Source organism: Actinokineospora sp. (assembly GCF_050699995.1).
In the GTDB taxonomy this organism is placed as follows: Bacteria; Actinomycetota; Actinomycetes; order Mycobacteriales; family Pseudonocardiaceae; genus Actinokineospora.
On record NZ_JBOHGC010000179.1, the window covers coordinates 1 to 17,560 of the forward strand.

Sequence of the window (17,560 nt, forward strand, 5' to 3'; positions counted from 1 at the left end):
CGGCACGGCCGGGCGCCCTTTTCACACTTTGACGACAGTGACGTCGTTGCCGCACAGCATCGTCATGTCCTCGGGATCCGAGGTGAGCACGACGGACCGCCCCGGCGCGGACAATGCGGTGGCCGCGAGGATCGCGTCAATGGCGTACTTGTGCCCGTGCTTGCCCACCCGTTCAAGAAGGTCACATGCCAGCCGTGCGATCTCTGGTGTAACGGGTTCGACAGAGACCCGCGAGATCGCCCAATCGAACGCGCGCCGGTTGATTCGCGGGTGGATGACTTCCACCAGTGTCGCCGCGCTCGTGATCACACGCTCATCCTCTGACCGCGCGGCCGCGAGCCAGTGCGACACCTCCAGATCTCGCAGCACCGCCTTGGCGAGTCCTTCACTGTCGAGCACCAGCGTCACGCCGCGCTGCCCTTGCCCGCTCGATGCTGTTCGCGCGCCTGGGCGATGATCTTGCGCTTGTCCGCGATCTGCTCCTCGGCGATGGGGCCGTGCTCAGCCTCAGCGGCGGCGATGAGTTCGTCGAGGTTGTCTCGTTCGATTTGCCGCTGCACGGCAGCCTCGATGTAGGCGGATACGCCGCGTTTACCCGTCCGCCCACGAACCGCGGCGATGGTGCCCGCGTGCATCGACACGGAGACAACGGTGGTCGGACCCCCACCCGGGACCGTTTCCTCAGCCATGGGAACTACTCTAGCAGAACTTCTATTAATCACTGCGCATCCAACACGAAAGGGGCGCCCGACTCAAGGCCGGGCGCCCCTTTCGTCTGTCTGGATCAGTCGCTGGAGTTCAGCATGTACAGCAGGCGCAGGATCTCCAGGTACAGCCAGACCAGCGTGGTCATCAGGCCGAACGCGACGTACCAGGCCCACTTCGACGGGGTGCCGCTGCGGATCATCTGGTCCGCCATGTCGAAGTCGAGCAGGAAGTTGAACGCCGCGATGCCGATGAACAGCAGGCTGATGCCGATGGCCAGCGGGCCGTTGCCGCGGATGCCCATGTCGACACCCATGAACGACAGCAGCAGGTTGACCAGCATCAGACCCGCGGCGCCGATGGTGGCGCCGATGATCCACTTGGTGAGCTTCGGGGTGACCTTGACGGCGCCGGTCTTGTAGACGACCAGCATCGTGATGAACACCAGCGCCGTACCGAGGATCGCCTGCAGGGCGATGCCGGGCACCAGGGCGTTGAACACACCCGTGATCGCGCCGAGGAACACACCTTCAGCCGCCGAGTACGCCAGCACCAGCCCGGCGTTCGGGGTCTTCTTGAAGATGATGACAAGCGACAGGATCAGACCGACGATGAGACCACCGATCATCGGCGGCCACGGGCTGATCGCACCGCCGAGGACCGCGATCGCGGTGATGATGCCGGTCGCCAGCGCCACGGCGATGGTCGTCGCGGTCTTGGTGACGACGTCGTCGACCGTCATCGGGCGGTCGCCGGTGGTCGGCGGCGCCTCATAGCCGCCGTACGGGGGCTGGCCCGGGTAGCCCTGGGCCTGTGGCTGGAAGCCCGCTTGCGGCCCGTACCCGCCCACGGGCAGGTTACGGAACGCGGGGTTGCTCGTAGAACGCACCTTGATCCTCCTGGGCCTGAATGGCGCCTTCACGGGGTTCAACGATCGACCTGGCCGACCGGTTCCCGGCTGGGTAAAACCTACTTTACCCACCGGCGCCTGCTTGGGGACCTGAACCCGCGCGCCCGTGGCGACCTCCGCCACGGGCGCGCCCAGAGTAACCAGGCCGCCACCCGGTCGTGGGCGGAAACCACTTTCGAGGCGGCCGTGCCCGCCAAATCGAGACTCTCCGGTGACCAAGTCCGCTTTCCGAAGTCGCCCTTCAGGCGGATTGCGTCTCCCGCGAGCAGCAACCAGGCTCCGTGTCGCTCAAGAAAAATGGCAGCCCGGGAAATTGCCGTGGGGCAACCGCATTTGTGCATGCGCGTCTTCAGGTACGGGAGGAACAAGCCGCCGCGAGCCCTTGGGGAGTCCGATGAAAACGCGCAGACGCTGGGAAGTCGTCGGGCTCGGCATCGCACTGATGATCAGCTTTGTGATCTTGCTCGTGATCGGGACCGCCCGCCCCCAGGGCTCGGCGAGGACGCTGAACGGCAGCCCAGTGCCGCAGACGAGCCCGTCGGAGGCCGCGCCCCCGCAGTGGCAGCGCAAACTCAAGCCGGGCGAGAAGCCTCCCCAATTCGTCATCTTCTCGTTCGACGGCGCCGGGTCGCATGACCATTGGCAGAAGATGATGAAGATCGCCGACGGCGTCGACGCCCATTTCTCGGGATTCCTCTCGGGCATTTACCTGCTCAACGACGGCCGTCGCACCGAATACACCGGCCCGGGACACAAACCGGGCAAGGCATCGATCGGATTCGGCGGGAGCGAGGACGACGTCAAGACGCTCATCGCGGACCTTAACGAGGCCATCGGCCGGGGCCACGAGATCGGCACGCACTACAACGGCCACTTCTGCCGCGGCAGCGAGCCCAGCGGCGGCCGGTGGAACGCCGCGCAGTGGAACGACGAACTCGCCCAGTTCTTCAAGTTCGTCGACGACGCCCGCGCCAAGGGCCTCAAGGTCGACCCGGACACGATCGACGGCGGCCGCACCCCCTGCCTCGAAGGCAAGTTCGACGAGCTGATGCCGACCCTGGGCGCCCTGGGGATGACGTACGACTCCAGCCAGGTCAGCGACGGCCTCGCGTGGCCGACGATGCAGAGCGGGGTCTGGGAGTTCGCGATGCCGACGGTCAAGGTGCCGGGCGTCGGGTACCGCAAGACGATCCTCATGGACTACAACCTCTGGTACATCCTCAACCGCGCCAAGGACGAGCCCGCGCGCGCCGCGGAGTTCAGCAAGGTCGCGTTCGACACCTACATGGGCGCCTACCAGGCCGCCTTCGACGGCAACCGCGCGCCGCTGGTCGTCGGCAACCACTTCAACTCGTGGTCGGGGGGCGGGTTCATGACCGCCGTCGAGCAGTTCATGGGCGGGGTCTGCGCGAAGCCGGAGACGGTGTGCGCGACGTACACCGAGGTCATCGACTGGATGAAGCTGCAGGACCCGGCCGTGCTCGACAAGTACCGGTCGATGCCGAACGCGCAGATCGCCGAGCCGAACTGAGCCCGCGCACGAAACGGTGATGGGAAAGTCTCCGACTTGCCAGGGATAATGAAAACCGATATCACTTGGTAGGTATCCCCCATGCCTGGAGACCTCCCGTGAAGATCGCGTTCGTCGGCAAGGGCGGCAGCGGCAAGACCACGCTCGCCTCGCTGTTCCTGCGCCACCTCGCCGCCGAGCGGCCCGCACCCGCGGTGCTCGCGCTCGACGCCGACATCAACCAGCACCTGGCCGCCGCGCTGGGCGCCACCGACGAGCAGGCCCGGGCGATCCCGACCCTCGGCGAACACCTGCCGCAGATCAAGGACTACCTGCGCGGCGACAACCCGCGGATCCTCTCCGCCGAGGACATGGTCAAGACGACCCCGCCCGGGCGCGGCTCCCGGCTGGTCCGCGTCGACGAGGACAGCCCGCTCTACCGCGACTACGTCCGCGAGGTCGAGGGCATCCGCGTCGGCGTCGCGGGCCCGTTCGCCGCCGCCGACCTCGGCGTCGCCTGCTACCACTCGAAGGTCGGCGCGGTCGAGCTGCTCCTCAACCACATGATCGACGGCGCCGACGAGTACGCGGTGGTCGACATGACCGCGGGCGCCGACTCGTTCGCCTCCGGCCTGTTCACCCGCTTCGACGTCACGTTCCTGGTGTGCGAGCCGACCGTGCGTAGCGTGGGCGTCTACCGGCAGTACCTCGACTACGCGCGCGACTTCGGCGTGAAGGTCGCCGTGGTGGGCAACAAGGTCTCCGACGCCGACGACCTCGCCTTCCTGCGCGAGCAGGTCGGCGCGGACCTGCTCACCTGGGTCGGCCGCTCCGCGCACGTGCGCGCGGCCGAGCGCGGCGAGGTCCGCCCGATCGACGCCCTGGAGCCGGAGAACCGCGACGCGCTGCGGGCGATGCGCGAACTCGTCGACGGCGTCGAGAAGGACTGGCCGACCTACCAGCGCCAGGCCGTCGAGTTCCACGTGCGCAACACGCGCGCCTGGGGCGACTCCCGTTCCGGCCGCGATCTCGCCGACCAGGTCGACCCCGAGTTCGTCCCCGGACCGGTCGCGCTCTTCGCCTGAGTCTGTCCACCCTGAGTTTGTCCACACAGTGGGTCCGCCGTATCGACGGCGGGCCCACTGTCGTTAGCATCCACGACGGACAGTGACATGCTCGGAGCCGAGGACCACGGAGAGGACGACCATGGCGACCTATCTGGTGACGGGGGCGACGGGGCTCATCGGCAGGCACTTCGTGCGGGAACTACTCACCCGCGACGATGTCGATCAGGTCTGGTTGTTGGTCCGTGAGCAATCGCGGGAGCGGCTGGAGCGGGCGACGCGCGGCTGGCCCGCGGCCGACCGCGTTCGCACGGTCGTGGGCGACGTGTCCCAGCCCCGCCTCGGGATCACCGAAAGTGACGCCCTCGCCCTCGCCGGCGTCGACCACGTGGTGCACCTTGCCGCCCTCTACGACGTGACCGCCGACGACGAGGCGAGCGTGATCGCCAACGTCGACGGCACCCGGCACGTGATCGACCTGGCGGCCGAGCTGAACGCGGGCTGCCTGCACCATGTGTCGTCCGTCGCGGTCGCGGGCGACTACCGCGGCCGGTTCACCGAGGACATGTTCGACGCGGGCCAGCGCCTGGTCACCGCCTACCACCGGACCAAGTTCGAGTCCGAACGCCTGGTGCGCACGCAGACCCAGGTGCCGTGGCGGGTGTACCGGCCCGCGATCGTCGTGGGCGACTCGACCACCGGCGAGATGGACAAGATCGACGGCCCGTACTACTTCTTCTCCGCACTGTCGCGGTTGGACTCCGTGCCGCACGTGCCGGTGGTGCTCCCCGACATCGGCGACACCAACATCGTCCCGGTCGACTACGTCGCCAAAGCCATGGCGTACCTGGTGAACCAGCCGGGGCTCGACAGCCGCACGTTCCATCTGGTCTCCCCGGAACCGCAATCGGTCAAGGAGGTCTACAACGCCTTCGCCAAGGCCGCGGGCGCTCCGCGGGCCGCGGCCACGCTCAACCGGCGGCTCAGCACGCCGCTGCTCGGCTTGGTCAAGTTCGCCGAGAACGTGCCCGGCGTGTCCCTCGCGCGCGACGCGGTCCTCGACCGGCTGGGCATCCCGCCGGTGCTGCTCACGACCCTGACCTTCGAACCGCGCTTCGAGGCCAAGAAGACCCGAGCCGCACTGGCGGGCAGCGGCATCGAGGTCCCGAAGCTGGCCGCGTACGCCGACGTCCTCTGGCGCCACTGGCGTGAGCACCTCGACCCGCTGCGCGCCCGGCGCGAAGGCCACGGCGGCCGCCTCGACGGCCGCCGCGTGGTGATCACCGGCGCGTCGTCGGGCATCGGGCGGGCGACCGCGCTCAAGGTCGCCGCGGCGGGCGGGGTGCCGCTGCTGGTGGCCCGGCGTGAGGCGGAACTGGAGGAGGTGCGCGCGGAGATCGCCGCCGCGGGCGGGCATTCCCACGTCTACCCGTGCGACCTCACCGACGACGAGTCCGTCGCGAAGACCGTGTCGCGGATGCTGGCCGAGCAGCCGGGCGTGGACATGCTCGTCAACAACGCGGGCCGCTCGATCCGCCGCGCGGTGCGGTTGTCCTATGACCGCATCCACGACTACGAGCGCGCCATGGCGATCAACTACTTCGGCGCGGTGCGGCTGATCCTGGCCCTGCTGCCGCACATGACCGAGCGGCGCTTCGGGCACATCGTGAACGTGTCGTCGATCGGCGTGCAGGGCATCGCGCCCAGGTTCTCGGCGTATGTGGCGTCGAAGGCGGCGCTGGACTACTTCAGCAAGATCGTCGCCACCGAGACCCACGGCGCGGGCATCACCTTCACGACCGTGCACATGCCGCTGGTGCGCACGCCGATGATCCGCCCGACGAAGATTTACGACGCTTTTCCCACGAAGTCGCCGGAACAGGCCGCGGACATGGTGATGGACGCGCTGCTCAACCGGCCCAAGCACATCGGGACCCCGGCCGGATTCATGATCCAGACCGCCTACGCGATCGCGCCCGGGTTCGTCGATGCCGTGGCGTACCAGGGTTACCGCATCTTCCCGGACTCCGCGGCGGCGGGCGGGTCGGGCGGGATAAAGATCGGCAAGGGCGAGCGGAACCTCACCGCGGCGGCGACCGCGCTGGCCCGGCTCACCAAGGGGTTCCACTGGTGATCACGGATCCAGCCGTGCAGGACCTAGCCGAGTGCAGCGTTCGGACACGGTTGGGTGAGGATTCATCCCATCGCGTGGCCGTCGTGTTGCCGTTTGGGTGAGCAACGGTACCGTCGCGGGTATGGCAGCTCTCCAGGATGGTGACCCCGCCGGCTTCACCGTGGCGCGGCATGGCTTCGACCGCAACCAGGTCAAGCAGTTCGTGGAGAAGTCCGAATCGGAGTCACTGCGGCTCGCCGCCGAACGCGACGACGCCCGGGCGAAGGCGGCCGACCTCGCCGCCCAGCTCGAAGCCGCCCGCCGCGACATCGCCGCGCTGACCGAGCGGCTCGACAAGATCGGCACGGCTGCCGCAGCCGCGTCGGCCCCGAACGCCACCGAGCGCTCGGCCCGCGCGCTGCACTTGGCGAAGACGCAGGCCTCGGAGATCACCACCCGTGCACAGGCCGCGGCCGACACCGCGTGGTCGGCCGCCGAGGAAGCGTCCTCCGCGCTGCAGGAGCGCTACCGCAACCTGCTCGCCGACCTCGACCGCCAGCACGCCGAGATCCACGCCGAACACGAATCGATCATGGCCAAGGCCCGCGCCAAGGTCGAGGCGATGACCACGGCCGCGGAGGCCCGCACCAAAGAGATCGACGACCAGACCGAACGCGAACGCCAGCGGATCGAGCAGCAGTTCGAGCAGGAGATGTCCGCCAAGCGCGAAGAACTGCGGCGTGAGATCGAAGCCGCCCGCAAGGCGAGCACCGATGAGGCCCGCAAGCGCGTCCAGGACGCCACCGACGAAGCCGCCAAGCGCATCGCCACGGCCACCAGTCAGGTCGAGCGCCTCACCGCCCTGCGGGAACAGGTCGCGGGCAAGCTGCGCGGCACCCACGACCTGCTGACGCAGAGCACGAAGCTGCTGGAGCCCGTGGGGGCGGAGGCAGAGCTGATGCCGGACCCGCAGCCCAACGCGGCCACGACGCACCCGATGCAGCGCCCCACCCCGAACCAGCGCAACCACTCCCCCGCGCGATAAAGAACGTGGTTTAGGACTCGGCGCGGACGCATACCCGAGCGGGACATCGGTCGAACCCCTCCTGCCTGTTTGGGTGGTTCGCCATACAGGCGCCACAGCAAGCCCGCGGCAAGTTAATGAAGCTCGGTGACAAGCCCGCCCTCGTCACATCACCCCCACCGCACGGCACGATTTTGTTATGCCCCACAAATGCATCCACAATGGACTGTCGCATTTCTGCTTACCAGCCCACCAAGTGTCGAAACCGTTACCAGACAAGCGTTTCAGTGACCAGGAAGACCTTGCGCTCCAGCCTCGGGACCGAGATTCTGACATCCCCCCAAGAACCCATCTTGCGCATTACCAATCTGGAGCCATCCGTGCGTCGTACTCGTTCGCTCGCCTTCGCCTGCGGCCTGGCAGGCACCGCCACGCTGGCCGCCGCGCTCGCCGCCCCCGCGGCGTTCGCCGCGGAGAGCCAGACCGGCAGCGCCTTCGCGGTCTCCGTCAACGCCAAGTTGCTCAACGCGCTCGCCGTCAACGTCGGCCCGCTGCCCAAGGCCGCGTACCCGGCCGGGCAGGACAAGTCGGTCGTCAAGATCGACGGTAACAAGATCCTTCCTGGTGCCGGACACGCCAAGCTGCTCAACGCGGCGTCCGAGCTCAAGGCCGGTGTCCTCACCAGCTCCGCGAGCATCGCCGACGTGGACATCCTCGGCCTGGTCAAGGCCAAGCTCGTCACCTCCACCTGCGTGTCCGACGGCAAGACCGTCACCGGCGACTCCAAGCTCGTCGACGTGTGGGTGCACGGCCAGAAGATCGACATCGCGCTGACCGGCAAGATCTCGGTGACCGACGCGATCACCGTCCACATCAACGAGAAGGTCGCTTCCGGCAACACGCTGACCGTGAACGCGCTGCGGGTCAGCGTCGGCGGCGATGTCGCGGGCATCAAGGTCGGCGACCTCGCGCAGGCCGAGGTCATCTTGTCGCAGGCCAAGTGCACCGGCCCGGGCACCGTCGTGACCGAGCCCGGCACCGGCGGCCCCGGCACCACGCCGAGCACGCCGCCGTCGTCCACCCCCGGTGGCAGCGTCACCGCGACGCCGAGCCCGACTTCGTCGGCCGTGTGGCCGCCCGCCTCCACCACCACCTCGGCTTCGGCCGTCCCGGGTGACGGCAGCGGTGTCACCCCGGTCGCCAACACCGACAACCTCGCGCAGACCGGCGTGAACGCCGTGATCCCGCTGGCGATCGGTGGATTCGTCCTCGTCGCCGGTGGCGCGGGTGCCGTGTGGATGGTCCGCCGCAAGCGCGGCATGCAGGGCTGATAGCCACTCACAAAGAAGGCCCCGGGCGAACGCCTGGGGCCTTCTTTGTGTTCGTGATCAGGCGGCGGCGTCGACCGCCGCCGCCCGGCAGGTCTCCAGGATGAGCTGGGCGACCCGGTGGGGGTCGTCGCTCATCGGCACGTGGCCGCAGCCCACGAGCGACACATGCTGGGCCGCGGGCAGCAGTTCGGCGGCGCGCTTGGCCTGGCGGGGCCACAACACGCGGTCGCGCGATCCCCAGGCCACCGTGACCGGCACGGTGGGCGGCGGCGCGTTGAAGACGTAGTCCGAGGCGCCGCTGTTGATCACCGCGTCGAAGCCCTCGCAGGCGACCATCGCGTCCATGTCGGCCAGCATCACCTCGGCGCTGATCGCCGACGGGCGGCCGAACAGGATGCTGCCACCCAGGATCCGCACCGCCTTGCGCTGGAACAGCCTGTCCCGCACCGAGTGCGGCGTTCGGCCGGACGCGCGCAGCGCGCTGAGGACGCGGACCGCCCAAGCCCGGTCGCGCGGCGTCCAGAAGCCCGCGGGGGCGAACGCGGTCACCGAGCGGGCCAGGCCGCGGGAGGCGATCTCCAGCGACAGCATGCCGCCCAGGGAGTTCCCCGCCAGGTGCGGTTTGGGCACACCAAGGTCGTTGAACACCTCGGTGAGCATGTCGATGGCGCCGTCGACGTTGTAGAACACCCCGGACGGCATCGGGGACGCGCCGAAACCGGGCAGGTCCAGCGCGATCACGTCGTGCCGCTCGGCGAGCCGGTCGAGGACGGGTTCCCAAGCCTGCCAACGGTGTCCGATGCCGTGCAGCAGGACCACCGGGTCACCCTGGCCGCGCCGCTCGTAGCTGACCTCGATCTTCGGAGCCATCACGCTTCCTCTCACACGTCCAGGACGAGGCGGTCGCCCGCCGCCCGGGAGACACACACCAGCATCGAGCCGTCGGCCACCGCACCGCCGTGGTGCTCGACCTCGCCGTCGATCACGCGGACCCGGCACGTTCCGCAAAAGCCCTGCCTGCACGAATAAGCCGCACCAGGCCGAGCCCGCCGCAGCGCCTCGAGCGCCGACTCGTCGGCGGCAACCGGCACGACGGGACCCTCCGCGCCGAGCTGCAACTCGAACGGCTTGCCACCAACGACCGGCGGCGGGGAGAACCGCTCGAAGTGCAGCGGTCCAGTCCACTCGCGACGGACGGCGTCGATCATCGGCGTCGGACCGCAGCAGTACAGCGACGCACCGCTGGGCGCGTCGGCGAGCAGCTCGGCGATGTCGGGAACACCATCGTCGGGCACCACACGCACCCGGTCCGTCGTGGGGAGCGCGGAAAGCTCGTCCAGGAACGGCATCGATTCCCGTGTCCGCCCCGTGTAGACAAGCCGCCAGTCGACGCCGCGCCGCGCGCACATGCGCACCATCGGCAGGATCGGCGTGATGCCGATGCCGCCCGCGATGAACAGGTACGGCCCCCGGTCGACGAACGGGAAAGCGTTGCGCGGCCCACGAACCGTGAGCGTGCTGCCCGCGGTGCCCGCGTGCATCTCCGCGGATCCGCTGCCGACTAACCGAACCGCGATGCGATATACCGTCGGGTCGGCGGGGTCGCCGCAGAGCGAGTACTGCCTGCGGGTGCCCGAAGGCAGGGTGACGTCGAGGTGGCTGCCCGGCCGCCAGCGCGGCAACAGGTTGCCGGTCGGGTCGGTGAGCCACAGCGACACCACGCCGTCGGCCTCGGCGACGACCGACCGAACGACCAGCGTCAGATCGCGGTCGACCGGCCGGACGTCGGGCTGGCGGCGCGAGCTGAGTTCGCTGAGCCGCTGGTACCCGGCGACCACCGGCGCGAGCGCGCTGAACAGGCGGTCAGCACGGGGACGGCCGTACAGATCGGGAGGCGGCCGCATCAGCTCGCCGCCTTCGCCGCCGGGGACCGCGCCAGGTATGCGACGGCCTGGTCGGTCGAACCCTCGTTGCGCGGGTGGTAACTGCGCGGCAGGTAACGCCAGATCGCGGGCAGCAGTTCCCCCAGCCGAGGCAGCAGTCCGTGACGCGCGGCGCTGAAGTAGTCACGCCAGCGGGCGCGGCCGGGCTTGAGCGGGTCGTTGGCCATGAGCCAGCGCGCCGACCGCACGAACAGCCACCCCAACACCGGCGCGACGGCGATCATCGTGCGGATGCGGCGCAGGTAGCGACCGTCCAGGTGCATATAGAGGTCGAAGGCGACGGCGCGGTGCTCGACTTCCTCGGCGCCGTGCCAGCGCAGCAGGTCGAGCATGGTCGGGTCGGCGCCCGCCTTGTCCAGCGGCGTGGAGTTCAGGATCCACTGGCCGAGAACCGCGGTGAAATGCTCGATCGCGGCGATGACGGACAGCCGTTCCAGCAGCCACTGGTGCTTCGCCGCGCCGGTCAGGTCACGGTCGCCGAGCAGCTTGCGGAACAGCCACTCGATCTGCGCGACGAACGGCGCCGGGTCGAGCCCCTGGGCGGCGAGGTGGTCGGCCGCACCCTGGTGGGCCTCGGCGTGCATGGCCTCCTGGCCGATGAAGCCGGTGACCTGCTCGCGCAGCTCATCGTCGGTGATCAGCGGCAGCGCCTCACGGAACACCTCCACGAACCAGCGCTCGCCCTCGGGCAGCACGATGTGCAGGGTGTTGATCGTGTGGCTGGTCAGCGGCTCGCCGGGCACCCAGTGCAGCGGGACCGACGACCAGTCGAAGCGCACGTTCCTGGGGTGCAGGACCAGGTTCTCGTCCATCAGCGCGTCACATCCCATCGGGCGGCGGCCCGCATGAGGCCGGGGGCGAATCGGGAGCCGAACCGGGCGATCTTGGCTTCAGGGGTCACCGGCACCACCGCGGCGCCGCTGCGGACGGCGTCGACGATGTCGGCGGCGACCTTCTCCGGGCCGAACCCGCGGCGGGCGTAGGCCTTGGTGGCCTTCTGCCGCAGCCGCTGCTGCTCGACGTCGTCGGCGCCGGTGAACTTGGTCGTGTTGGTGATGTCGGTGGCGACGATGCCGGGACAGATCGCGCTGACGCCGATGCCGCTGTCGGCCAGTTCCGCGCGGACGCAGTCCGACAGCATCAGCACGGCGGCCTTGCTTGTCGCGTAGGCGGACATGGTCCGGCTGGGCGTGTACGCGGCGGCCGACGCGAGGTTGACGATGTGCCCGCCCTCGCCGTGCTCGGCCATCATCGCGCCGAACACCTGGCAGCCGTGGACCACGCCGAGCAGGTTGACGTCGAGCACCCGCCGCCAGTCGGCCGTCGTGGTGTCGAGGAACGCGCCCGCCATGCCGATGCCCGCGTTGTTGACCACGATGTCGGGCACGCCGTGCTCGGCGGCCACGTCGTCGGCGAAGCGGCGCATGGCGTCCTCGTCGGCGACATCCATCTGGTACGGGTACGCGGCGGGGCCGATCGACGCGGCGGTCTGCCGGGCGGCGTCGAGGTCGAGGTCGGCGACGACGACCTCGGCGCCCAGGTGGGCGAAGGCCCGAGCGGTGGCCTGCCCGATGCCGCGACCCGCGCCGGTGATGACGACGAGCTGGTTGGTGAACTCCCCCTCGGCCGGGCCGCCCCTGGCCCGCTGCAGGCTGCGCGTCATCGGCCTGCCCTCGACGTGGTCGATGAACTCCTCGACCATCCGGGCGACCGCGTCCGGGTGCGACACCGGCGCCCAGTGCCCGGCGACGAGCGTGCGCCGCCAGAGCTTGCCGATCCACTCCTCGACGCCCTCGGCCAGTCCTGGCGAGACGTACTTGTCGCGGGTGGGGATGAGGATCTGCACCGGCATGTCCGCGGTGCGCCTGCGCGGCGCGCGCAACCGGTTGATCATGTTGACCCGGTAGAGCTGCACCCCACGGGCCGCGTCGGCGCCGATGGTCGGAACGGGGTGGCCCGGCGCGTGCCGGATGCCTTCGACCTTCTCCAGCAGCTTGGCCCAGTTCGGCCCGATGACCGTGCGCCACAGCAGCTCGGGCAGCACCGGGATCTGGTGCAGGTACACGTACCAGGAGTGGGTCAGCTGGGCGGCGAGCTGGCGCAGGTGCGCGGGCGTGGGCTTGCGCAGCCGCTGCCGGATCCAGTGCCCGACGTGGTCCATGCTCGGCCCGGAGATCGAGGTGTAGGACTTGATCCGGTGCGACACGGCGTGGTCGGTCACCGGCTCCCAGCACTGGATGGAGCCCCAGTCGTGGGCGACGAGGTGCACGGGCTCGCGGGGGCTGACCGCGTCGGCGACGGCGATGACGTCGTCGGAGAGCAGCTCGGCGCGGTAGCCGGACCGATCACGCGGGGCCGTCGAGTCGCCCGCGCCGCGCACGTCGTAGCGCACGACGTGGAAGTTCTCGGCCAGCAGGTCGGCGACGCCGTCCCAGAGCCGGTGGGTGTCGGGGAAGCCGTGGACCAGCAGGATCGTCGGGTCCGTGGGGTCGCCCTGCTCGAAGACGGCCAGGTCGACCTCGCCGCTGCGGACGGTTCGACGGCGGACCACGAGCTGCGAGGCTTCCTCCGGGAACCGGAGCGGAACGCTGGTCATGGGCGACTCCCGGCGTCTTCACCGCCTAAGGCAACGCCTCAAGCCGGTTTCTGGGACATTAAGTGACAATGACGAACGTTACAACCGTCATTGGTAGCTTGCAAGAGCAAGCAGCCCCTTACTCCCCGCGTTCGGCCCGTAGCCGCTCCGCCATCGCGATCAATCGATCCCCCATGACCTGCGGAATCATCCGTCGCGCCGACCGGTCGACGGCGGCGGAGAGGGCCGACATGACCAGTGGATGCAGCCGGGAAATGACGTCGGCGAAGTGCGGAAGCTCGTCCCCGCTGGGCAGCCAGTCGTCGCCCTTGGGGTCGAGAACGTACTTCCGCACGAGCCCGACGAGCATGGCCGTGACCCGGTCGGTCTCCTTCTGCAGCTCCGCGGCCAGCGCAAGGGCCTCCGACAGCGGGACGTCGAGTTTGACCAGCTCGTACCCCGCGTCGAGGAGCTTGGGGCTGGGCGCGACGAAGTGCGCGCCGCGGCGTTCGAGCACGCCGAGGTCGAGCGCGCGGCGGATGTTCGCCGGGGTCAGCTGGGTGCCGAACATCCGCACCAGCTCGTTCATCGGGACCACCGCGGGCTGCTCCTGCGACCACGCCGCACCCGTCGCCTGCTCGAGTCCGAGCACGTCAGCGAGGCTGTGCCCGGACTGCCAGGCGTCGAGCATCTCCTTGATCTGGGCGAACGCGTAGCCGCGGTCGAGCATGTTGAGGATCAGTCGCAGCCGGGAGAGGTGGGCGTCGCCGTAGATGGCGGTCCGCCCCCGCCGGATCGGCGGCGCCAGCAGCTCCCGGTCCTGGTAGACGCGCACGTTGCGAACCGAGGTGCCTGCCGCCCTCGCCAGGTCATCGATCCGATACTCGGCCACGGCGAAGAGCTTAGTCGCCCGATGATCGATCCACTGTGGACGTGTCGGTTGTCCGCCGAACGGTCGATCTTGTTCGAAAAGGACCAACAAGTCGGCACGCCCGGAGATCCGCCCCGCGGAACGGACTTCAGGTCCACAAAAGACAGTCACCCGATGCCGAAAGTGGCCATCGGGTGACTGAACGTACTTGGTGCCCCCGACCGGATTCGAACCGGCACTACATCCCTTTTAAGGGGACTGCCTCTGCCTGTTGGGCTACGGGGGCAGCCGCAGCCTAAGGCGCGATAACACAGCTCGGGAACGGTTTCTTCGAGTTCCGCCCGGCTGGCCCAGTCTCTTTGGGCCGTTTGCCGGTCAGCCGCGGGAAACCCTTGCGAACTCGGCCTTGGGATCGTTGATTTGACCCATCGAGATGACCTCGCGCCGGAAGAGTCCGCCAGTTAACCAGTCCAAAGTGATCCGGACTTTCCGGTTGAACGTCGGCATCGCCTTGACGTGGTAGAGCCGGTGCATCGCCCAGGCGACGAAGCCCTTGGCCTTGATGTTGAACACGTCGCCGACGCCCTTGTGCAGGCCGAGGCTGGCGACCGAGCCGATGTTCTTGTGGAAGTACTCCTTCGGCTCACCGCCGCGCAGGGCCTTGACGATGTTCTTGGCCAGCAGGCGGGCCTGGCGGACCGCGTGCTGGGCATTCGGCGGGCAGATCGCGGTCGGGTCGTCCTGGGTGCGCGACAGGTCCGGGATGGCGGCGTTGTCGCCCGCCGTCCAGGCGTCGGAGAGGCCCTCCACGCGCATCGCGGCGGTGGCGCGGAGCCTGCCCTGCTTGGTCAGCGGCAGGTCCGAGGAAGCCAGGACCGGGTTGGACTTGACGCCCGCGGTCCAGACGATGGTGTCGCTTTCGAACTCGGTGCCGTCCGACAGCACGACCCGGCCGCCCTCGAAGGACTTGGCCAGCGTCGAGAGGTAGACCTCGATGCCGCGCTTCTCCAGCTGCATGACGGTGTAGACGCCGAGGCTCTCCCGAACCTCCGGCAGCACCCGGCCCGAGGCCTCGACCAGCACGAACCGCAGGTCGTCCGGCTCGATGTTGCGGTAGTACTGGGTGGCGAAGCGGGCCATGTCCTCGAGTTCGCCGAGCGCCTCGATGCCCGCGAAGCCGCCGCCGACGAAGGTGAAGGTCAGCAGGCGCTTGCGCAGCTCGGGGTCGAGCGTGCTGTCCGCCTCGTCGAGCTTGGTCATGACATGGTTGCGCAGGTAGATGGCCTCGCCGATGGTCTTGAACGAGATGCCGTGCTCCACCAGGCCGGGGATCGGCAGCAGCCGGGCCACCGAGCCCAGGGCGACGACGAGGACGTCGTAGCCGAGTTCCTCGATGTGGCCGTCGGCGGCCTCGATCGTCACGGCCTTGCGGGCGTGCTCGATCTTCGTGGCGCGGGCGGTGATCACGTGGCAGCGCTTGAGCGCGCGGCGCAGCGGCACGACGACGTGGCGGGGCTCGATCGCGCCCGCTGCCGCCTCGGGGAGGAACGGCTGATAGGTCATGTGCGGCTGCGGGTCGATCACCGTCACGGACGCCTCACCGGAACGGAGCCGACGCTGCAGCCCGAGCGCGGTGTACAACCCGACATATCCGCCACCCAGGATGAGGATTCGGGTCGGCTCCGACTTTCCGTTCGCCATGGCTCAATAGTCGCACTGGAATCCGTCCTTCGCGCGCCGCCCCTACGGTGATGTGACCGGGGTCGCTAGGCCATTTCCGCAGGGTGTGACTCATCTCGCGATGGCGGACGGGACCGGTCAAGAACAATCACGGCGAGTGCTATGCCCGCAATGGAGAGTAATGCCGCGACTTCCAAGATCGGCGGAGTCCGACCTTGGGGAACAATCATCGCGATGAGAACGATCATCGTTACGGATAGCTGGGTGACGGCGAAACGGCGTAACGGCGCGCGGAATGCCGCCGGCGCTATCCGCGCCCCCTTCGGGAGCACCGCGGTGATCGCGCAGCACAGGTGGAGCAGGTGCACCAGCGGGATCAGGACCAGCACGCCGAGACCGAACGCGCCCACGCCCGAGCTGGTCAGCACGGCGGCGGCGAGGCCGATCATCAGCATCGGCGCGGGCGAAGCCGGGACAAGGACACACGCGACACTCAGCAGGCCCGCCACGGCGACGGTGAAGGTCCCGGCGCCGTGCAGGGCGAGGTCCACGCCGATGGCGAGGCAGACCAGCGCGGTGACCGCGCGGAGCCTGCTCGCGGGGACACCGCGGTCGATGATCACCGCCGCCGCCTGACCCGGCGCAGCGTGGCGGCCACGGCGCCGCACGACACGACCGCGACACCGCGTGCCTTGAGGGCGGCCAGCCGGGCCCGGTGCTCGCCCTCCAGTACCTGGCGAACGACCTCGCCCCATGGCGACTCCGGGTCGGCGATCAGCTTCGGGGGAAGCATGTCGACGGCGATCACCAGCTCCCCGCGCCGCGCCGCGAGCGCCACGCAGTCGGCGATGGCGTCGTCCAGGAACGGCGACAGCACGAGCACGACGGCCCCGGAAGGCACCTGCCGGGCCCGCAGCACCGGCTTCGGCGCCCAGCCCGCCGCGCGGGAGCAGGCGACAAGCTGGTGGCGGATGCGCAGCAGCTGGCGGTGGCCGGCGCCGGGGGCGATGCCGAGCTGCGGCCTGCCCAGGTCGATCAGGCCGACCCGGTCGCCTTGGCGCAGGTAGCCCGCGGCGAGCGCGGTGACCGCGCGGACGGAGGCGTCGAGGGTGCCGCCCGCGCGCACCGCGCTGTCCTCGCTCTCGGACCACCGGGCGAGTTCGGGCACCACGTCCACCCGGGAGTCGATGGCGAGCATCAGCTCGGCGTCGGCCTCGGCGTGTCGCTCCCGCACGTGCAGCGTTCCCGGCCCGAGCACGTCGCCGGTCGCCGCGCCCGCGCGCAGCGTGACCCGCCAGTCGACGCGGCGGACCCGGTCGCCGGGCTGGAACGGGCGCACGGCGCGCAGTTCGGTGCCGTCGCCGGGTCTCGCCGACCGGTGGGCGCCGACGAGCCCGGCGATACGCGGCGGCAGCGGTCCCGGCGGCAGCGGGACGACCGGGGGCAGCACGGTCCGTCTGCTCTCCCGCCCGGTGACCGGCCCGGAGATCAGCAGCGCGTCGCGGCTCGCGACGAGGTGGTCCGGTCGCAGGTCGACGCCCTCACCCCAGGCGTTCCAGCGCAGCCGGACCCGGATCGACTCGGCCGACCCGGGGACCAGGTGGACCGGCCCGATGCCCTCGCCGTCGGGGACCGGCAGCCGCACGGCGAGGAACTCCACGGCCGGATCGGCCGGGAACGTGATCGTCTGCAGGCCGTCGTCGCCCGCCTCGACCGTCCTGGGCAGCCTGCCGACTCTCGGGACCGGGGCCGCCCCGACCGGCACCGCCAGCGCCAGGACCGTGCTGACCAGCAGTGGAGCGCCGAGGAACACCAGCTCGACCCGGTGCAGGAC

General features: G+C 69.5%; 16 protein-coding genes and 1 tRNA gene. 5 read left to right on the forward strand and 12 right to left on the reverse strand.

The genetic code is table 11. The features are described from left to right. Window positions 1-21 precede the first annotated feature (21 nt). From ACRDSQ_RS09880 to ACRDSQ_RS09890, 3 genes are all read right to left on the reverse strand, one after another. Window positions 22-408 (reverse strand): type II toxin-antitoxin system VapC family toxin, encoded by a 387-nt coding sequence (locus tag ACRDSQ_RS09880; protein WP_431420546.1) that lies wholly within the window; start codon window positions 406-408, stop codon window positions 22-24. Beyond that, window positions 405-689: a hypothetical protein gene (locus tag ACRDSQ_RS09885; protein WP_431420547.1), complete on the reverse strand. Its 285-nt coding sequence runs from the start codon at window positions 687-689 to the stop codon at window positions 405-407. Before ACRDSQ_RS09885 ends, ACRDSQ_RS09880 begins: the two co-directional genes overlap by 4 nt. Before the next feature lie 95 nt (window positions 690-784). Further along, window positions 785-1,594, reverse strand: coding sequence for a Bax inhibitor-1/YccA family protein (locus ACRDSQ_RS09890; RefSeq protein ID WP_431420548.1), 810 nt, complete (start codon window positions 1,592-1,594; stop codon window positions 785-787). Between the two features lie 415 nt (window positions 1,595-2,009). On the opposite strand from ACRDSQ_RS09890, the gene ACRDSQ_RS09895 reads away from it, so the two are divergent. The 5 genes from ACRDSQ_RS09895 to ACRDSQ_RS09915 all read left to right on the forward strand — a co-directional run bounded on the left by ACRDSQ_RS09895 (window position 2,010) and on the right by ACRDSQ_RS09915 (window position 8,657). Further along, the gene (locus ACRDSQ_RS09895; RefSeq protein WP_431420549.1) at window positions 2,010-3,146 is read left to right on the forward strand and encodes a polysaccharide deacetylase; all 1,137 of its coding nucleotides are present in this window, start codon (window positions 2,010-2,012) and stop codon (window positions 3,144-3,146) included. A gap of 98 nt (window positions 3,147-3,244) precedes the next feature. Continuing rightward, window positions 3,245-4,210, forward strand: coding sequence for an ATP-binding protein (locus ACRDSQ_RS09900; protein WP_431420550.1), 966 nt, complete (start codon window positions 3,245-3,247; stop codon window positions 4,208-4,210). Between the two features lie 121 nt (window positions 4,211-4,331). Next, entirely contained in the window at window positions 4,332-6,323 is a 1,992-nt protein-coding gene (locus tag ACRDSQ_RS09905) for an SDR family oxidoreductase (RefSeq protein WP_431420551.1), read from the forward strand. Between the two features lie 121 nt (window positions 6,324-6,444). Then, window positions 6,445-7,347 (forward strand): hypothetical protein, encoded by a 903-nt coding sequence (locus ACRDSQ_RS09910; RefSeq protein ID WP_431420552.1) that lies wholly within the window; start codon window positions 6,445-6,447, stop codon window positions 7,345-7,347. A gap of 359 nt (window positions 7,348-7,706) precedes the next feature. Next, window positions 7,707-8,657 carry an LPXTG cell wall anchor domain-containing protein gene (locus ACRDSQ_RS09915; RefSeq protein ID WP_431420553.1) on the forward strand — a complete coding sequence of 317 codons (951 nt, stop codon included), beginning with the start codon at window positions 7,707-7,709 and terminating at the stop codon, window positions 8,655-8,657. 57 nt (window positions 8,658-8,714) lie between these two features. On the opposite strand, the gene ACRDSQ_RS09920 is transcribed toward ACRDSQ_RS09915, so the two are convergent. The 9 genes from ACRDSQ_RS09920 to ACRDSQ_RS09960 all read right to left on the reverse strand — a co-directional run. Further along, on the reverse strand, window positions 8,715-9,527 hold the full coding sequence (locus ACRDSQ_RS09920) for an alpha/beta fold hydrolase (RefSeq protein WP_431420554.1): 813 nt from the start codon (window positions 9,525-9,527) through the stop codon (window positions 8,715-8,717). 11 nt (window positions 9,528-9,538) lie between these two features. Continuing rightward, on the reverse strand, window positions 9,539-10,561 hold the full coding sequence (locus tag ACRDSQ_RS09925) for a PDR/VanB family oxidoreductase (protein WP_431420555.1): 1,023 nt from the start codon (window positions 10,559-10,561) through the stop codon (window positions 9,539-9,541). Then, window positions 10,561-11,412: a metal-dependent hydrolase gene (locus ACRDSQ_RS09930; protein WP_431420556.1), complete on the reverse strand. Its 852-nt coding sequence runs from the start codon at window positions 11,410-11,412 to the stop codon at window positions 10,561-10,563. Before ACRDSQ_RS09930 ends, ACRDSQ_RS09925 begins: the two co-directional genes overlap by 1 nt. Further along, window positions 11,412-13,196 (reverse strand): SDR family oxidoreductase, encoded by a 1,785-nt coding sequence (locus tag ACRDSQ_RS09935; protein ID WP_431420557.1) that lies wholly within the window; start codon window positions 13,194-13,196, stop codon window positions 11,412-11,414. Before ACRDSQ_RS09935 ends, ACRDSQ_RS09930 begins: the two co-directional genes overlap by 1 nt. Before the next feature lie 118 nt (window positions 13,197-13,314). After that, a complete protein-coding gene (locus tag ACRDSQ_RS09940; protein ID WP_431420558.1) occupies window positions 13,315-14,067 on the reverse strand; it encodes a MerR family transcriptional regulator in 753 nt (250 codons plus the stop codon). Window positions 14,068-14,255: 188 nt separating this feature from the next. Then, a tRNA-Leu gene (locus tag ACRDSQ_RS09945) sits at window positions 14,256-14,332 on the reverse strand. A gap of 89 nt (window positions 14,333-14,421) precedes the next feature. Continuing rightward, window positions 14,422-15,747, reverse strand: a complete 1,326-nt coding sequence (locus ACRDSQ_RS09950) for an NAD(P)/FAD-dependent oxidoreductase (RefSeq protein ID WP_431420559.1) — start codon at window positions 15,745-15,747, stop codon at window positions 14,422-14,424. Window positions 15,748-15,812: 65 nt separating this feature from the next. Then, a complete protein-coding gene (locus ACRDSQ_RS09955; RefSeq protein WP_431420560.1) occupies window positions 15,813-16,349 on the reverse strand; it encodes a hypothetical protein in 537 nt (178 codons plus the stop codon). Further along, the coding region (locus ACRDSQ_RS09960) for a DUF58 domain-containing protein (RefSeq protein ID WP_431420561.1) at window positions 16,346-17,560 on the reverse strand (1,215 nt) is incomplete at its 5' end. The genes ACRDSQ_RS09955 and ACRDSQ_RS09960, both read right to left, overlap by 4 nt.

Bases quoted from the DNA above. Each gene is read 5' to 3' on its own strand.
- ACRDSQ_RS09885 (WP_431420547.1), bottom strand. From the start codon at position 689: ATGGCTGAGGAAACGGTCCCGGGTGGGGGTCCGACCACCGTTGTCTCC.
- ACRDSQ_RS09895 (WP_431420549.1), top strand. From the start codon at position 2,010: ATGAAAACGCGCAGACGCTGGGAAGTCGTCGGGCTCGGCATCGCACTG.
- ACRDSQ_RS09905 (WP_431420551.1), top strand. From the start codon at position 4,332: ATGGCGACCTATCTGGTGACGGGGGCGACGGGGCTCATCGGCAGGCAC.
- ACRDSQ_RS09910 (WP_431420552.1), top strand. From the start codon at position 6,445: ATGGCAGCTCTCCAGGATGGTGACCCCGCCGGCTTCACCGTGGCGCGG.
- ACRDSQ_RS09920 (WP_431420554.1), bottom strand. From the start codon at position 9,527: ATGGCTCCGAAGATCGAGGTCAGCTACGAGCGGCGCGGCCAGGGTGAC.
- ACRDSQ_RS09925 (WP_431420555.1), bottom strand. From the start codon at position 10,561: ATGCGGCCGCCTCCCGATCTGTACGGCCGTCCCCGTGCTGACCGCCTG.
- ACRDSQ_RS09930 (WP_431420556.1), bottom strand. From the start codon at position 11,412: ATGGACGAGAACCTGGTCCTGCACCCCAGGAACGTGCGCTTCGACTGG.
- ACRDSQ_RS09935 (WP_431420557.1), bottom strand. From the start codon at position 13,196: ATGACCAGCGTTCCGCTCCGGTTCCCGGAGGAAGCCTCGCAGCTCGTG.
- ACRDSQ_RS09950 (WP_431420559.1), bottom strand. From the start codon at position 15,747: ATGGCGAACGGAAAGTCGGAGCCGACCCGAATCCTCATCCTGGGTGGC.